The sequence below is a fragment of the Flavobacterium sp. AED genome (assembly GCF_000812945.1).
GTDB lineage: Bacteria > Bacteroidota > Bacteroidia > Flavobacteriales > Flavobacteriaceae > Flavobacterium.
The window spans coordinates 17,514-31,324 of sequence record NZ_JSYM01000002.1 but is presented as its reverse complement, the minus strand read 5'-3'; the positions used below and the strand labels follow the sequence as shown (position 1 = coordinate 31,324).

The 13,811-nt window shown below is 34.4% G+C and carries 16 protein-coding genes; 4 read left to right on the top strand and 12 right to left on the bottom strand.

The annotated features are described in order from the left end of the window. Positions 1–4: 4 nt before the first annotated feature. Complete coding sequence (locus tag OA85_RS09465; RefSeq protein ID WP_039109517.1) at positions 5–1,288, bottom strand: MFS transporter; 1,284 nt, start codon at positions 1,286–1,288, stop codon at positions 5–7. A 104-nt stretch (positions 1,289–1,392) separates the two neighbouring features. Between OA85_RS09465 and bshC the strand changes: the two genes are divergently transcribed. The 3 genes from bshC (at position 1,393) to OA85_RS09450 (ending at position 4,821) form a co-directional block, all read left to right on the top strand. After that, on the top strand, positions 1,393–2,985 hold the full coding sequence (gene bshC, locus OA85_RS09460; RefSeq protein WP_039109516.1) for a bacillithiol biosynthesis cysteine-adding enzyme BshC: 1,593 nt from the start codon (positions 1,393–1,395) through the stop codon (positions 2,983–2,985). A 33-nt stretch (positions 2,986–3,018) separates the two neighbouring features. Then, positions 3,019–4,290, top strand: coding sequence for an acyltransferase family protein (locus OA85_RS09455; RefSeq protein ID WP_039109515.1), 1,272 nt, complete (start codon positions 3,019–3,021; stop codon positions 4,288–4,290). Between the two features lie 111 nt (positions 4,291–4,401). Continuing rightward, complete coding sequence (locus tag OA85_RS09450; RefSeq protein ID WP_039109514.1) at positions 4,402–4,821, top strand: nucleoside-diphosphate kinase; 420 nt, start codon at positions 4,402–4,404, stop codon at positions 4,819–4,821. A 175-nt stretch (positions 4,822–4,996) separates the two neighbouring features. Here OA85_RS09450 and OA85_RS09445 read toward each other — a convergent pair whose 3' ends face one another. Next, positions 4,997–5,293 carry a DUF721 domain-containing protein gene (locus OA85_RS09445; RefSeq protein ID WP_035673647.1) on the bottom strand — a complete coding sequence of 99 codons (297 nt, stop codon included), beginning with the start codon at positions 5,291–5,293 and terminating at the stop codon, positions 4,997–4,999. Beyond that, positions 5,274–5,717, bottom strand: coding sequence for a hypothetical protein (locus tag OA85_RS09440; RefSeq protein WP_039109513.1), 444 nt, complete (start codon positions 5,715–5,717; stop codon positions 5,274–5,276). The genes OA85_RS09445 and OA85_RS09440 overlap by 20 nt, the downstream gene beginning before the upstream one ends. Before the next feature lie 241 nt (positions 5,718–5,958). Between OA85_RS09440 and OA85_RS09435 the strand changes: the two genes are divergently transcribed. Continuing rightward, complete coding sequence (locus OA85_RS09435) at positions 5,959–7,035, top strand: serine hydrolase (protein ID WP_039109512.1); 1,077 nt, start codon at positions 5,959–5,961, stop codon at positions 7,033–7,035. Between the two features lie 190 nt (positions 7,036–7,225). Here the strand turns inward: OA85_RS09435 and ftsY are convergent, their stop codons facing one another. The 9 genes from ftsY to OA85_RS09395 all read right to left on the bottom strand — a co-directional run bounded on the left by ftsY (position 7,226) and on the right by OA85_RS09395 (position 13,732). Continuing rightward, on the bottom strand, positions 7,226–8,179 hold the full coding sequence (ftsY, locus tag OA85_RS09430) for a signal recognition particle-docking protein FtsY (RefSeq protein WP_039109511.1): 954 nt from the start codon (positions 8,177–8,179) through the stop codon (positions 7,226–7,228). A gap of 127 nt (positions 8,180–8,306) precedes the next feature. After that, positions 8,307–8,459 carry a DUF4295 domain-containing protein gene (locus OA85_RS17210; protein ID WP_082014152.1) on the bottom strand — a complete coding sequence of 51 codons (153 nt, stop codon included), beginning with the start codon at positions 8,457–8,459 and terminating at the stop codon, positions 8,307–8,309. Positions 8,460–8,534: 75 nt separating this feature from the next. After that, on the bottom strand, positions 8,535–8,717 hold the full coding sequence (gene rpmG, locus OA85_RS09425) for a 50S ribosomal protein L33 (protein ID WP_017495179.1): 183 nt from the start codon (positions 8,715–8,717) through the stop codon (positions 8,535–8,537). 27 nt (positions 8,718–8,744) lie between these two features. Next, positions 8,745–8,981 carry a 50S ribosomal protein L28 gene (rpmB, locus tag OA85_RS09420; RefSeq protein ID WP_024980263.1) on the bottom strand — a complete coding sequence of 79 codons (237 nt, stop codon included), beginning with the start codon at positions 8,979–8,981 and terminating at the stop codon, positions 8,745–8,747. A gap of 72 nt (positions 8,982–9,053) precedes the next feature. Next, positions 9,054–10,307 carry a CinA family nicotinamide mononucleotide deamidase-related protein gene (locus OA85_RS09415; RefSeq protein WP_039109509.1) on the bottom strand — a complete coding sequence of 418 codons (1,254 nt, stop codon included), beginning with the start codon at positions 10,305–10,307 and terminating at the stop codon, positions 9,054–9,056. 210 nt (positions 10,308–10,517) lie between these two features. Next, entirely contained in the window at positions 10,518–10,862 is a 345-nt protein-coding gene (locus tag OA85_RS09410; protein ID WP_039109508.1) for an Hpt domain-containing protein, read from the bottom strand. Continuing rightward, complete coding sequence (locus tag OA85_RS09405) at positions 10,862–11,473, bottom strand: fumarylacetoacetate hydrolase family protein (RefSeq protein ID WP_039109507.1); 612 nt, start codon at positions 11,471–11,473, stop codon at positions 10,862–10,864. The genes OA85_RS09410 and OA85_RS09405 overlap by 1 nt, the downstream gene beginning before the upstream one ends. Before the next feature lie 55 nt (positions 11,474–11,528). Continuing rightward, positions 11,529–12,299: a 3'-5' exonuclease gene (locus tag OA85_RS09400; protein ID WP_039109505.1), complete on the bottom strand. Its 771-nt coding sequence runs from the start codon at positions 12,297–12,299 to the stop codon at positions 11,529–11,531. A 131-nt stretch (positions 12,300–12,430) separates the two neighbouring features. Next, positions 12,431–13,732, bottom strand: coding sequence for a dihydrolipoamide acetyltransferase family protein (locus OA85_RS09395; RefSeq protein ID WP_039109504.1), 1,302 nt, complete (start codon positions 13,730–13,732; stop codon positions 12,431–12,433). Positions 13,733–13,811 lie beyond the last annotated feature (79 nt).

Below are 13,811 nucleotides of genomic sequence, written 5' to 3'. Positions count from 1 at the left end.
ATTATCAAAACTTATGCTCTTCTTTGCTAATCATCAACAACGAAAATAAAGAGATACAGGCTGCGGTACTCAAATAAAAACCAACATAGGTCAAACTATATTGCGTCGCCAACCAAATCGCAATCATAGGCGCAAAAGCCGCTCCGATGATACCTGCCAAATTAAATGCCAAGGAAGTTCCCGAATAACGAACGGTAGTAGGAAACAATTCCGACAGGAAAGTACCCAAAGGACCATACGTAAATCCCATCAAAGCCATTCCAACACATAAAAACAAAGTCACTAGAATAGGACTGCCTGAGTTTAAGAAAAAAGAAAATGCAAAACCAAAAATAGCAATAGCTGTCGTGGCATAAACTAGCATCTTTCTACGCCCAATACGATCCGCAATTAGGGCCGAAACAGGAATGAAAAGTGCAAAAAACAATACCGAAAACAACTGCATTAATAGAAAATCTCTTTTGGAATAACCCAAATCAGAAGTTGCCCAACTTAACGTAAATACCGTCATGAGATAAAACACTAAGAAAGTAGTAATAGCAGCAAATGTGCCAAAAATCAACTGGTTTTTATAAAATTTCAATAAAGTAAAAAATGGGATTTTCACTTCTTCTTGTTCTTTTTTAGAATTTTCAAAAGCGGGAGTTTCGGTGATTTTTAATCGGATATAAAAGCCTACGCCAACCAGTAACGAACTCGCTATAAACGGAATCCTCCAGCCATAATCCAGAAAAGCATCGGCACTCATCGTATCAGTCAAAATCAAGAAAGTCCCTCCCGAAAGCAATAAGCCTATTGGAGCTCCCAATTGAGGAAACATACCATACCAGGCGCGCTTATTAGGTGGAGCATTTTCGATGGCCAATAATACGGCTCCACCCCATTCGCCACCTAAACCAACTCCTTGACCAAAGCGACACAACATTAATAATAAAGGAGCCGCAATTCCAATACTGGCATAACTCGGTAAGAAACCAATACTCACCGTTGAAATTCCCATCGTCAACAAAGCGATTACTAAGGTAGTCTTGCGACCAATTTTATCTCCATAATGACCAAAAACGGCCGACCCAAGAGGTCGAGAAAGAAATGCTATCGAAAACGTTGCGAGGGATAGCAAAACCGAATTAGTACTGTTAGTTGAAGGAAAAAACAATTGAGGAAAAACCAAAACAGCAGCATTTGCATAAATGTAAAAATCGAAAAATTCTATAGTTGTACCAATTAAACTGCCAAAAAGAACATGTTTTAATGAATTTTCTTTATTAGGATTTGAATTATCTTTCATAGGAATGTTAAAATATTTCGATAAAATTGATACTATTTTTCGAAAGTAACAAATATTATAGTTCCAATTATTATTGGTAAATTAGCAACATATAAAAATTTATTATGCCAACCGACTGTATCAGCTATCAGAATTCCGGATATTTCTCTCCTTTGATGAATGATTATTTAGAACAAAAGACAAACTTACAACCCCTATATAACAGATTCCCAACGCTTGAAAACTTTGAAGAACAAATTCTGGAGAAGCAAGCAAATTTTGATGATACTTCCCGAAAAACATTAGTTTCTGTTTTACAAAAACAATATTTAAATGTTGAAACTTCGGCTTTGATCAAACAAAATATTGATGCTTTAAGCAATACAAATACATTTACTGTTACTACAGGACATCAATTAAATTTATTCAGTGGTCCTTTATATTTCTTGTATAAAATTATTTCGACAATTAATTTGACAACCGAATTAAAAGCGAAATATCCAACGTATAACTTCGTTCCTATTTATTGGATGGCAACCGAAGACCATGATTTTGAAGAAATAAATTATTTTAATTTTAAAGGGAAAAAATTCCATTGGAATAGAGAAAGCACAGGTCCTGTTGGGAGATTATCCACTAAAGGCTTGGAGGATTTTCTGGAAATATTTGCACTGGAAATTGGTTCCAGCTTGAATGCAAATGCCATAAAAAAATTATTTGAGGACTCTTACATCAAACATGATAATCTAGCCGATGCTACAAGACATTTAGCTAATGTACTTTTTGGAACCTATGGCTTAGTCATTCTGGATGCTGATGATCACGATTTAAAACGCAATTTTATTCCTTTTGTAAAAGAAGAATTACTGCACCAATCTTCTCATTCATTAGTACTTGAAACTGCCGAAAAACTAAAAGAGTATACCATTCAAGTAAATCCTCGTGAAATCAATTTGTTTTACCTCGAGGATAATTTACGCGAACGTATCGTTTTTGAAAACGGGAAATACAAAGTAAATCATACCAAAATTGAATTTTCGGAGACTGAAATTCTGACACTTTTAGAAAACCATCCTGAAAAATTTAGTCCTAATGTGATTATGCGTCCGTTGTATCAGGAAGTCATTTTACCCAATTTATGTTACATTGGCGGTGGTGGAGAAATTGCGTATTGGTTGGAATTGAAATCATTTTTTGCTTCCGCAAAAGTGACTTTTCCAATGCTTTTACTAAGAAATTCAGTATTGCTGACAACAGAAAAACAAGCCAAAAAAGCAGATAAATTAGACTTGACTTGGAACGATTTATTTTCAAAACAAACCGATTTAATCAATAACAAAACCAAACAATTATCGGAGTTTCCAATCGATTTGACCAATCTGAAAGAACAATTGCAAAAACAGTTTGAAGCACTTTATGACATTGCAAACAAAACAGATGAATCTTTCATAGGAGCGGTAAAAGCGCAGGAAGTAAAACAAACTAAAGGATTGGAAAATCTCGAAAAACGATTACTGAAAGCGCAAAAAAGAAATTTAAGTGCTATTTTACAACGAATTATTGACTTACAAAACGAATTGTTTCCCAACCAAAGTTTACAGGAACGCCAAGCGAATTTTTCGGAATTCTATTTGGAAAACGGTGAAAATTTAATTCCTGCATTGGTAAAAAAATTAAAACCTTTACAATCTAATTTTGATATAATTATACTTCCTTAAAACCAATAACTGCATAAACCAAACCAAAAACTAATGACCAAAGAACGCTTAATTTCACTGGATGTATTTCGAGGATTTACTATTTTATTAATGACCATAGTCAACAATCCAGGAAGCTGGGCAACCGTATATCCTCCTCTATTACACTCGGATTGGAATGGCTGTACACCTACTGATTTGGTTTTCCCTTTCTTTATTTTTATTATGGGTGTAGCGGTATCGTTCGCAATGCCAACCAAAACTTTTGACAGCACTACCTTTAATAAAATAATGGTTCGTTCATTACGCATGTTTTGTTTGGGAGTATTTTTTAATTTTTTTGGAAAAATACAACTATATGGATTGCAAGGAATTCCTTTATTAATAGGACGATTAGCCATTACAATTGGAGTGGGCTATGCACTAATGGGTAATTTTTCTTTAAAAAACAAAACCTATTTAATGCTTTCAATTCTTGGCGCGTATCTATTTCTGGCTTTTAGCGGTATCGAAGCCTATCACGACGTTAGACTTCCAGGCGTTTTACAACGCATTGGAATTGTTTATTTTGTAATAACTCTTTTGTATTTAAAAACGACGCAAAAAACGCAATTTATAGTCGCATTAGTTATTTTATTAGGATATTGGGGAATAATGACCTTGGTACCGGTTCCTGGAATTGGATTAGCAAACCTTGAAAAAGGCACTAATTTGGCATCTTGGATGGATGGCATTTTATTAAAAGATCATGTGTGGGCAGTAACAAAAACCTGGGACCCAGAAGGAATTCTAAGCACTATACCCGCAATAGCTTCAGGAATAATAGGACTACTGATTGGCCAATTATTAAATCGTCCTTTACCAAAGATTGAAATTGCAAAAAAAATGGGAATCGCAGGTATCAGCCTTATCATTCTGGCGCTTTTATGGTCAATTGTATTTCCACTTAACAAATCATTGTGGACCAGCTCTTTTGTTTTATATACATCCGGTTTAGCGATACTTTCTTTAACGCTTTTTTATTATGTAATTGATATTACAAACTATAAAAAATGGACCAAATTATTTCTTGTTTGGGGTGTAAATCCCATGATTGTCTTCTTTTTTTCGGAGATAATTCCTCAAGGATTAGAAATGATTCAATTCAAAAATCCAGAAATTCCTTCAAAGCAAATCAATCTTCAAAGCTATCTTTATGAATTTTGGATAGCTCCTTTTTTCAATAATCCAATGACAGCATCATTGGCTGGAGCTTTAATTTATGTAACAATTTGGTCTTTCATTTTATGGACATTTTATAAACATAAACTAATCTTTAAGGTCTAAATCTCAAAAAATAAACGTTAATCTTAAACAAACACCTTTTTATTGGTGATTTATTAAAATATACACATAAAAAAAGGCTACTTTTGCACCCAAATATAAAAAACACAAAAAATGGCTACGAATAGAACTTTTACAATGATTAAGCCTGATGCTGTTGCTAACGGGCACATCGGAAACATACTTGCTATGATTACTACTGCAGGTTTCAAAATCGTTTCTTTGAAATTAACACAATTAACTGTAGCTGATGCTCAAGCATTTTATGAAGTTCACGCTGCAAGACCATTTTATGGTGAATTAGTGGAATTCATGTCAAGAGGACCAATTGTTGCTGCTATTTTAGAAAAAGACAACGCTGTTGAAGATTTCAGAACTTTAATAGGTGCTACAAATCCTGCTGAAGCTGCTGAAGGAACTATCCGTAAAGCATATGCAACTTCTATTGGAGAAAATGCAGTTCACGGTTCTGATAGCGATGAAAATGCAGCTATCGAAGGTGCTTTCCATTTTGCTGGAAGAGAGCAGTTTTAATTATAGACTTCTTAGATTCTTTAAAAATAAAACCCGCTTCAATGAAGCGGGTTTTATTTTTTATCTAATTTTTGTTTTCTTTTAAAATGTTGTTTTTCTAAAAATCTTAATATCTAACAATCGAAAATATCTAATCTAATATAAAAATCTAATCTAATATAAAAATCTAAGAAGTCTAACGCAAAACAACATCTTTAACCACATCACGACGCAGTTCCTCATTAATCATGGCGACGATTTTTGACCTCCCATGACTTAATTCTTCCCTTAATACTGACGACGTTAACTCCACATACAACGTACTACCTTTCAAAACCACATTATTAGTATAACTGTTCACCCCGTTCCCCATAAGATTTTTCCATGCGTCTTTAACGTCAATCTGATCCATTCCGGGTTGCAGTTTATTTACTTGGATAATTTGTTTCAAAACATCCCCTATCGTACTTTGATTATTTAGCCTTTTTGCCATCGCCCAGTAAATTTATTGGTCCCGTTTTCTTGTAATGATACTCCTTTTTCTCTGCATTCAGCAATACTAATTCATCATCCTTTAACGTAATTAATTCCTCACTCCATTTTGTAAAAGGAGTCGAATAATCGATATAAGCTTTATCGTCTTTGAATCGTACCGTCACGTTTTCATAAGCATCATTCACTAAAAAAGTCCCGTCCAATTGTGGCATCACTTTCTTCCGAATCCCTTTATTATTTTTATCAATTTTGAAATAATCATAACTTTCATTGATGCTATAATCCTTATCTTTTTCCTTCTCAAAAGAAACCTTCTCGATTTCCCAATATCCATTTAATTTCTCAACATCGACAGGCTTTATCTTTTGCTGACAAGCCACAAAAAAGAGTGCAATAAAAAGAATGCTGAATGTGTTTTTCATATTTAATTTATTTTTTAGGAGCTATTTCCTGCTGTCCGTTATATCTTTTTCTTGAGCTTCTTCCTTCGTCAGAAGTTCAAGAAAAAGGATGCCACTTCCATCAGGGCTATGCCATTCGGATTAAAAAGAAGTATATTTCCAAGGACAAAGTTAAACTTAATAAATTCAAACAAAAACAAAAAATTCAAAACCCATTAAACTATTTTCTATATTTTTGGTCTTATCTACAAATAGCCAGAACATGTCAAAAATAATCTACAGCCTGCTTTTCGCGTTTTTATGCATGAGTTGCAGTTCCGAATCTACTGACCCAACTCCCACACCTACACCAACAGAAACACTCTATTTTCCACCTTTAACAGGAACAACTTGGGAAACAAAATCAATTGCAAGTTTGGGTTGGAAACAAGCCGCTGTTCAGCCACTTTTGGATTATCTAGAACTGAAACACTCCAAAGGTTTCATTATTCTGGTTAATGGCCGAATTGTAATGGAAAATTATTTCAATGGACATGCAGCAACGACAAATTGGTATTGGGCAAGCGCAGGAAAAACATTGACATCAACAATAACGGGGATTGCGCAACAAGAAGGATTTTTGAACATCAACAATAAAGTTTCACAATACATTGGAACTGGTTGGACAAGTGAAACATTAGCCAAAGAAAATTTAATTACCTGCAAAAACTTACTCACCATGACTTCCGGTATCGAAGACATTGCTAATGGTGATGATGTCTCTCCGGCAAGTCTGCAATACAAAGCTGATGCAGGAACGCGATGGGCCTATCATAATGTATATGTAAAATTACAAGATGTGGTTGCTCAAGCAAGCGGTCAAACTTGGAGCACTTATTTCAATACAAAATTAAGGGACAAAATAGGAATGGACGGTGCTTGGTTTCAGTCTGGTAATAATTCTGTTTATGGAAGTACAACTAGAAGCATGGCGCGTTTTGGATTACTGATGTATAACAAAGGAAAATGGGACAACACCGTAATTCTAAATGAAAACTACTTTACCGAAGCAACAACTACTTCACAAAACATTAATTTAGCATATGGGTATTTATGGTGGCTGAATGGTAAAGCCAGTTATCATTTACCGCAATCACAACTTACGATTCCCGGAAGTATTATACCATCTGCACCAAACGATATGTTTATGGCTTTAGGAAAAAATGACCAAAAAATCTATGTCATTCCAAGCAAGAAAATGGTCGTTATCAGAATGGGTGACGCAGCCGATAATGTCAATCTGGCCTTATCTGATTTTGATGATGTTTTATGGCAAAAAATCAATGCCTTGTATCAATAAATCTATTTTGTTTTCAATCGTTTCATAAAACCTAAAACGAAGAAAACCAAACCAATTACCAATAAGAAATAATAGAAACCAATACTTTTATCTCGGATAAGATTTGCCAATATAAAAGAAATAATACTTACAAAGTAAAAATAAATGGGATTGCTATTTTTGATGGAAGAAAAATTCATTACCTAAATTATTATTTAAAAAAACTGTCAACAAACTCGTATTTATTAAAAACCTGAAGATCTTCTATTCCTTCTCCAACACCAATGTATTTTACAGGAATTTGAAATTGATCCGAGATTCCTATGACAACACCACCCTTGGCCGTTCCATCCAGTTTAGTAACCGCTAAGCAAGTAACCTCTGTAGCAGCAGTAAATTGTTTTGCTTGCTCAAAAGCATTTTGACCGGTAGAACCATCTAAAACCAACAATACATCGTGTGGTGCATCACCAACAACTTTTTGCATTACCCGTTTCACTTTGGTCAATTCGTTCATTAAATTAATTTTATTATGCAAACGTCCCGCAGTATCAATAATTACAACATCAGCATTTTGTGCCACCGCTGATTGTAACGTATCAAAAGCTACTGAGGCTGGATCACTTCCCATATCTTGACGAACAATAGGTACTCCTACTCTATCCGCCCATATTTGCAATTGATCAATCGCTGCTGCACGAAAAGTATCCGCAGCACCGAGAACTACTTTATAACCTGCTTTTTTGAATTGATATGCTAACTTACCAATTGTGGTAGTTTTACCAACACCGTTTACACCAACTACCATTAAAACATAAGGTTTTGTTTCAGTCGGAATTACAAATTCAGTAGCTTCACCTGTATTGGTTTCAGATAACAAAGCGGCAATTTCTTCTCGTAGGATTTCATTCAGTTCCTCTATTCCAAGATACTTATCTGAGGCAACGCGGTTTTCTATTCGGGTGATTATTTTCAGTGTGGTATTCACACCCACATCTGAGGCAACAAGGATTTCCTCTAAATTATCTAAAACTTCATCATCAACTTTTGACTTTCCGGCAACGGCTTTAGTTAGTTTTGAAAAGAAATTTGTTTTTGACTTTTCAAGACCTTTGTCTAATGTTTCTTTTTTCTCTGAAGAAAATATTCTTTTAAAAAAACTCATTGTATTTGTGGTATAAAAAATGATGCATGAGTCCTAAAAACCCATACGTTTTTCTAATCGGTAAATATAGAAAATAAAAAAGCTACTTCCGAATGAAAGTAGCTTTTCTATATAATATGCTTGTGAATTATTTCTTTTTCAAGAATTCATCAACTGCTTCTGGAGTCATAATAGATTCTACGAATGTATATGCTCCTGTTTTAGGAGATTTCACCATTTTGATGGCTTTTGATAATCTCTTAGAAGATGTTTGTAACGATGCTACGGTTTTCTTTGCCATGATTCAAATGTTATTTGTATTTTAATAAAATCTCCAAATGTGACCATTTGAGATTTTTATTAAAATCTCTAATTATTACTTAATTTCTTTGTGAACAGTTACACGTTTCAAGATTGGATTAAATTTTTTAATCTCTAATCTGTCTGGAGTATTTTTTTTGTTCTTTGTTGTTATGTATCTTGAAGTTCCTGCAACACCTGATGTTTTGTGTTCAGTACATTCTAAAATTACCTGGATTCTATTACCTTTCTTTGCCATCTTGCTATTTATTTATTTTGGAAAAGATTATTTAATAAATCCTTCTGACTGCGCTTTTTTCAAAACTGCAGCGATTCCATTTTTGTTAATTGTTTTTATCGTAGATGCTGCTACTCTAAGAGTAATCCATCTATCTTCTTCTGGAAGATAAAAACGCTTTTTTACTAAGTTTACAGAAAATTTTCTCTTAGTTTTATTCATAGCGTGAGAAACGTTATTTCCTACCATCGCTCTTTTACCTGTAAGGTCACAAACTCTTGACATTATGCTTATCTTTTATCGTTATTCAAAATCAGGGTGCAAAGAAAAGAAAAATAAACCTATTAAGCAACATATTTATCGCACATTTTTCAAAATTTCTTTCTGCAACAGCTCTAAACTTTTAATTACCGCTCTATCTATCACTTTTTCACGGGGTTGACCAAAATTAAATTCTTCTACAATTACTTCAGTTGGTGTAGCCAATGCGATAAAAACACTACCAACTTCCGCATTAGAATCTCCTTTTGACGGTCCTGCGTTTCCTGTTGTTGCAATTGCATAATCTGTTTTCATCATCTTTTTAATGCTCAAAGCCATAGCCAAAACTACTTCACCACTCACAACAGAATGTTCTTTTATGAGGCTTTCTGAGACCCCTAAAACGTCAATTTTAACATCCGTAGCATAAGAAACCACACTACCTTTAAAATAATTTGAAGCTCCAGGAACCGATGTTAACACCTGTGCGATTTTTCCTCCTGTGCAACTTTCAGCAGTGGAAAGGGTTTTATTTTGTTTTGTCAGCATTTTCCCCACTACAACCTCCAAGGTTTCATCATCATCAAAACCAACGATAATATCATGGATTATTGCATCCAATGATTTTACATTTTCTTCAATGGCAGCTTCTAATTTTTCTTTATCAGTTCCACGAGCTGAAAGACGCAAACGAACTCTTCCCGGCGCAGGCAAATAAGCCAATTTTATAGATTCCGGAAGGTTATTTTCCCATTCTTCAATACGTTCAGCAACCATACTTTCGCCTTGACCGTAAGTAAGAATTGTTTTATGAAGAATGTAGGGGCGTTTGTATTCACGGACAACTTTGGGAATTATCTCCTGTTCTACTAAATATTTCATTTCATAAGGAACTCCAGGAAGCGAAATAAATACTGTATTTTCCTTTTTCATCCACATTCCAGGCGCAGTACCTACCTGATTATTAAGTACGGTACATCTTGACGGAACCAGTGCCTGATCTTTATTAATTTGGGTAATAGTTCGCTTATAAAAACCTTCAATAAGTTGCGTAACATGAGCAAGTACCTTTTGATCGACAACTAATTCATCCTCAAAATAATCACAAAATGTTTTCTTGGTAACATCATCTTTTGTTGGTCCTAAACCGCCGGTAATAATAACTAAATCTACTGTGTTTTGAAGCTTTGCAAACGTATCTAAAATGTGCTTTTTATCATCGCTTATCGAAATCATTTCATTGATTTCAACTCCAATTTTATCCAAAGATTTGGCAATAAAACCAGAATTTGTATCGACAATTTGGCCTATTAAAATTTCGTCACCTATAGTAATTATGGTTGCTTTCATTTTTTTAAGTGAAGTTTTTTTGTGAGATTGTAATCTAAAAGAGGAACATAATAAATTAATACATTCCGTTTTTGCCTAAGGGATAATAGTAAAAATTCTCTCGAAGAAAAATCGGGAGAATTTTTACATAATAGTTATTTTTAAAGAATTCAGCGAACTTCTTTTGCAACGGATAACCCAACCTACCTTTTAGCAGGTCACGCCCAAATTTTACAAATCAAAGTCCTTTTTTATTTCTTTGATCGCATCATTGACTTGATTTTTAACGCTCTTGAAAGTTTCTTTGATATCTTTCTTTTTACCTTCGCCTTTAGTCCAGGCTTCGATTTGAAGAATCTCTTCGAAAGCCACGTTTAAGCCCATTAAATCAAGTGTTGGCTTTATCTTATGTGCATAAGAATACGCGTGCTTATGATCTTTCTTTTTTATTCCTTCTTTGATTTGCAATAAATCGTCTGGAACTTCAGTAACAAACAAAGTCAAAATTTCATTTACAAATTCTGGATCGTTGTCTGAAAGTGCGTACACTTTTGAAAGGTTGTAATTTATAGCCATTATTTTACTTGTATTCTAAATAGTTGTTGTCCTTCTAAAAATCCTTCCAAAACGTCATCCGGTTTTACAGCAGCTACCCCTTCAGGAGTTCCCGTAAAAATAATATCCCCAATTTTTAAGGTGAAATACTGAGAAACATAAGAAATAAGTTCGTCAATTTTCCACAACATATGACTGGAATTACTGATTTGTACCGTTTTATTGTTGTTGGTTAATTCAAAAGTAATATTTTCTAATGAACTAAATTGATTTTTAGGTAAAAATTCTCCTATAACCGCTGAACCGTCAAATGCTTTCGCTTTTTCCCAAGGCAAACCTTTCGCTTTTAATTTATCTTGCAAATCACGAGCGGTAAAATCGATTCCTACACTAATTTCGTCATAATATTTATGCGCAAACTTAGGTTCAATGTATTTTCCAACTTTACTTATTTTGACAATAATTTCAATTTCGTGATGAATATCTTCCGAAAATTCCGGGATTACAAATGGATGTTGTTTTAATAAAATAGCCGAATCCGGTTTCATAAAGACCACTGGCTCAGTAGGTCTTTCATTGTGTAACTCCTCTATGTGGTTCGTATAATTTCTACCAATGCAGATTATTTTCATAACTTGTTTTTTGGGTTTTGGATTTTAGTTTTTGGGAATACCTTTCACCCAATACTTATTTAGTATTTAGCTTTCGAAGTTTAATTGCCGTTAAGACTTTCTTAGTATACAAAGGAAAATCAGCATTTTGCATCCAACTGAAATAACCGGGCTCAGTTTCGAGAATTTTATCTACTTTCACTCCTTTGTGTTTTCCAAAAGCAAAAATTTCCTCATTGTCTTTGTCAAAAGCAATCATTCCGGCAAAATCAGCAATTTTCTTTCTTGTAGTAAATTCCGATAATGATTTCATATCATTTTCCAATTCAGGATAACGGTCCAATTGCGCTTTTAATATTTCGTAAGTGGCCATGGTATCCGCTTCAGCAGAATGTGCATTTTCGAGTGTTTTTCCACAATAAAATTTGTGCGCAGCACCTAATGTACGTTCTTCCATTTTATGAAAAACGGTTTGCACATCTACAGAAACCCTGCCTTTCATATCAAAATCCACTCCGGCTCTCAACATTTCTTCGGCTAACAATGGAATATCAAATCGATCTGAATTAAATCCAGCCAAGTCGCTGTCTTTAATCATATTATAAACTTGCGTCGCTAATTCATTAAAAGTAGGTTCATTAGCCACTTTTTCATCGGTAATTCCGTGAACAGCGGTTGTTTGAGGTGGAATTGGAATGGTTGGATTCACTAACCAAGTTTTACTTTCTTTATTTCCGTTCGGAAAAACTTTGAATATTGAGATTTCTACAATCCTATCTTTTCCGATATCAATTCCTGTGGTTTCAAGATCGAAAAAGCAAATTGGTTTATTGAGTTTAAGTTCCATTTTTAAATTTTGTGTGACTACAAATATAGAAATTTGGGTTTAATTTTGTTTAAAGTTCCAGAAAATATCAAAAAAAGAAAACCCGACTAATTTTTAAAAACTAGTCGGGTTTGAATTGTATGTATGTACCTTTAAAAATCTCTGTCGATATCAAAAGCTTCAAGATATTCAGCCACTCGTTTTACAAAACTTCCTCCTAATGCTCCATCTACAACTCTGTGGTCGTAACTGTGCGACAAGAACATTTTCTGACGAATCCCAATAAAATCTCCTTCTGGTGTTTCGATTACCGCCGGCATTTTTCGGATTGCTCCAAGAGCTAAAATTCCCACTTGCGGTTGATTAATAATTGGCGTACCAAAAACACTTCCAAAAGTTCCCACATTCGTAACGGTATAGGTTCCTCCTTGCGTATCATCTGGCTTTAATTTACCTGCTTTTGCACGACCTCCTAAATCGTTTACCGCTTTTGCCATTCCAACTAAATTCAATTGATCTGCATTTTTAATAACTGGAACAATTAAGTTTCCGTTAGGTAATGAAGCCGCCATTCCAAGATTGATATTTTTCTTCTTGATGATAAAATCGCCATCTACAGAAATATTCATTCCTGGGAAATCTTTCAGTGCTTTTGCAACTGCTTCCATGAAAATTGGCGTATAAGTCAATTTCTCTCCTTCTCTTTTTTCGAAAGCAATTTTATGTTTTTCTCTCCATTTTACAATATTCGTCACATCGACTTCAATAAACGATTGTACGTGAGCTGATGTTTGTACCGAAGCGACCATATAACCCGCAATTAACTTGCGCATTCTGTCCATTTCTATAATTTCATCACCACCACTTACAGATACTGGAGCCGCTTTTTGAGCAACTGGGGCTGCAACTATTTTTTGAACTGCTGGAACCGGAGTCGAAACTACAGGTTGGCTTGTTCTATTTTTTACGTACTCTAAAATATCATTTTTAGTAACTCTTCCTTCTTTTCCTGTTCCTGAAATTGCTTCCAATTCTACAACAGAAACCCCTTCTTCTTTGGCAATATTTTTCACCAAAGGCGATAAGAATTTTTCAGAATTTGAAAAATCTGTTGGAACTGCAACTGCTTCTTTGGCTGCATCAACTGTTTTTTCAATTAATGCTGCTTCAACCGGAGCTGCAACTTCTTTTACTGTTTCAGTAATAGTAGCGCTATCCGTTTCAATAATAGCGATGGTTTGCCCTACTTGAACCAAATCATCCTTACCAAACAATTGTTCCACTAAAACACCCGAAACCTCACTTGGCACTTCGCTATCGACTTTATCAGTAGCAATTTCAAGTACCGCTTCATCGGCTTCAATTTTGTCTCCAACTTGTTTCAACCAATTTGTAATGGTCGCTTCTGCAACGCTTTCTCCCATTTTTGGAAGTTTTAATTCAAATCTTGCCATATTGTTAACCTAAAAGGTGATTTTGATTTTCAGTTTGCGAAATTACTAAATATTTTAAATATAAATTACATTTAATGTA

Excerpts from the sequence above, each read along its gene's own strand:
- OA85_RS09465 (WP_039109517.1), bottom strand. The coding sequence starts at position 1,288 with ATGAAAGATAATTCAAATCCTAATAAAGAAAATTCATTAAAACATGTT.
- bshC (WP_039109516.1), top strand. The coding sequence starts at position 1,393 with ATGCCAACCGACTGTATCAGCTATCAGAATTCCGGATATTTCTCTCCT.
- OA85_RS09455 (WP_039109515.1), top strand. The coding sequence starts at position 3,019 with ATGACCAAAGAACGCTTAATTTCACTGGATGTATTTCGAGGATTTACT.
- OA85_RS09450 (WP_039109514.1), top strand. The coding sequence starts at position 4,402 with ATGGCTACGAATAGAACTTTTACAATGATTAAGCCTGATGCTGTTGCT.
- OA85_RS09445 (WP_035673647.1), bottom strand. The coding sequence starts at position 5,293 with ATGGCAAAAAGGCTAAATAATCAAAGTACGATAGGGGATGTTTTGAAA.
- OA85_RS09440 (WP_039109513.1), bottom strand. The coding sequence starts at position 5,717 with ATGAAAAACACATTCAGCATTCTTTTTATTGCACTCTTTTTTGTGGCT.
- OA85_RS09435 (WP_039109512.1), top strand. The coding sequence starts at position 5,959 with ATGTCAAAAATAATCTACAGCCTGCTTTTCGCGTTTTTATGCATGAGT.
- ftsY (WP_039109511.1), bottom strand. The coding sequence starts at position 8,179 with ATGAGTTTTTTTAAAAGAATATTTTCTTCAGAGAAAAAAGAAACATTA.
- OA85_RS17210 (WP_082014152.1), bottom strand. The coding sequence starts at position 8,459 with ATGGCAAAGAAAACCGTAGCATCGTTACAAACATCTTCTAAGAGATTA.
- rpmG (WP_017495179.1), bottom strand. The coding sequence starts at position 8,717 with ATGGCAAAGAAAGGTAATAGAATCCAGGTAATTTTAGAATGTACTGAA.
- rpmB (WP_024980263.1), bottom strand. The coding sequence starts at position 8,981 with ATGTCAAGAGTTTGTGACCTTACAGGTAAAAGAGCGATGGTAGGAAAT.
- OA85_RS09415 (WP_039109509.1), bottom strand. The coding sequence starts at position 10,307 with ATGAAAGCAACCATAATTACTATAGGTGACGAAATTTTAATAGGCCAA.
- OA85_RS09410 (WP_039109508.1), bottom strand. The coding sequence starts at position 10,862 with ATGGCTATAAATTACAACCTTTCAAAAGTGTACGCACTTTCAGACAAC.
- OA85_RS09405 (WP_039109507.1), bottom strand. The coding sequence starts at position 11,473 with ATGAAAATAATCTGCATTGGTAGAAATTATACGAACCACATAGAGGAG.
- OA85_RS09400 (WP_039109505.1), bottom strand. The coding sequence starts at position 12,299 with ATGGAACTTAAACTCAATAAACCAATTTGCTTTTTCGATCTTGAAACC.
- OA85_RS09395 (WP_039109504.1), bottom strand. The coding sequence starts at position 13,732 with ATGGCAAGATTTGAATTAAAACTTCCAAAAATGGGAGAAAGCGTTGCA.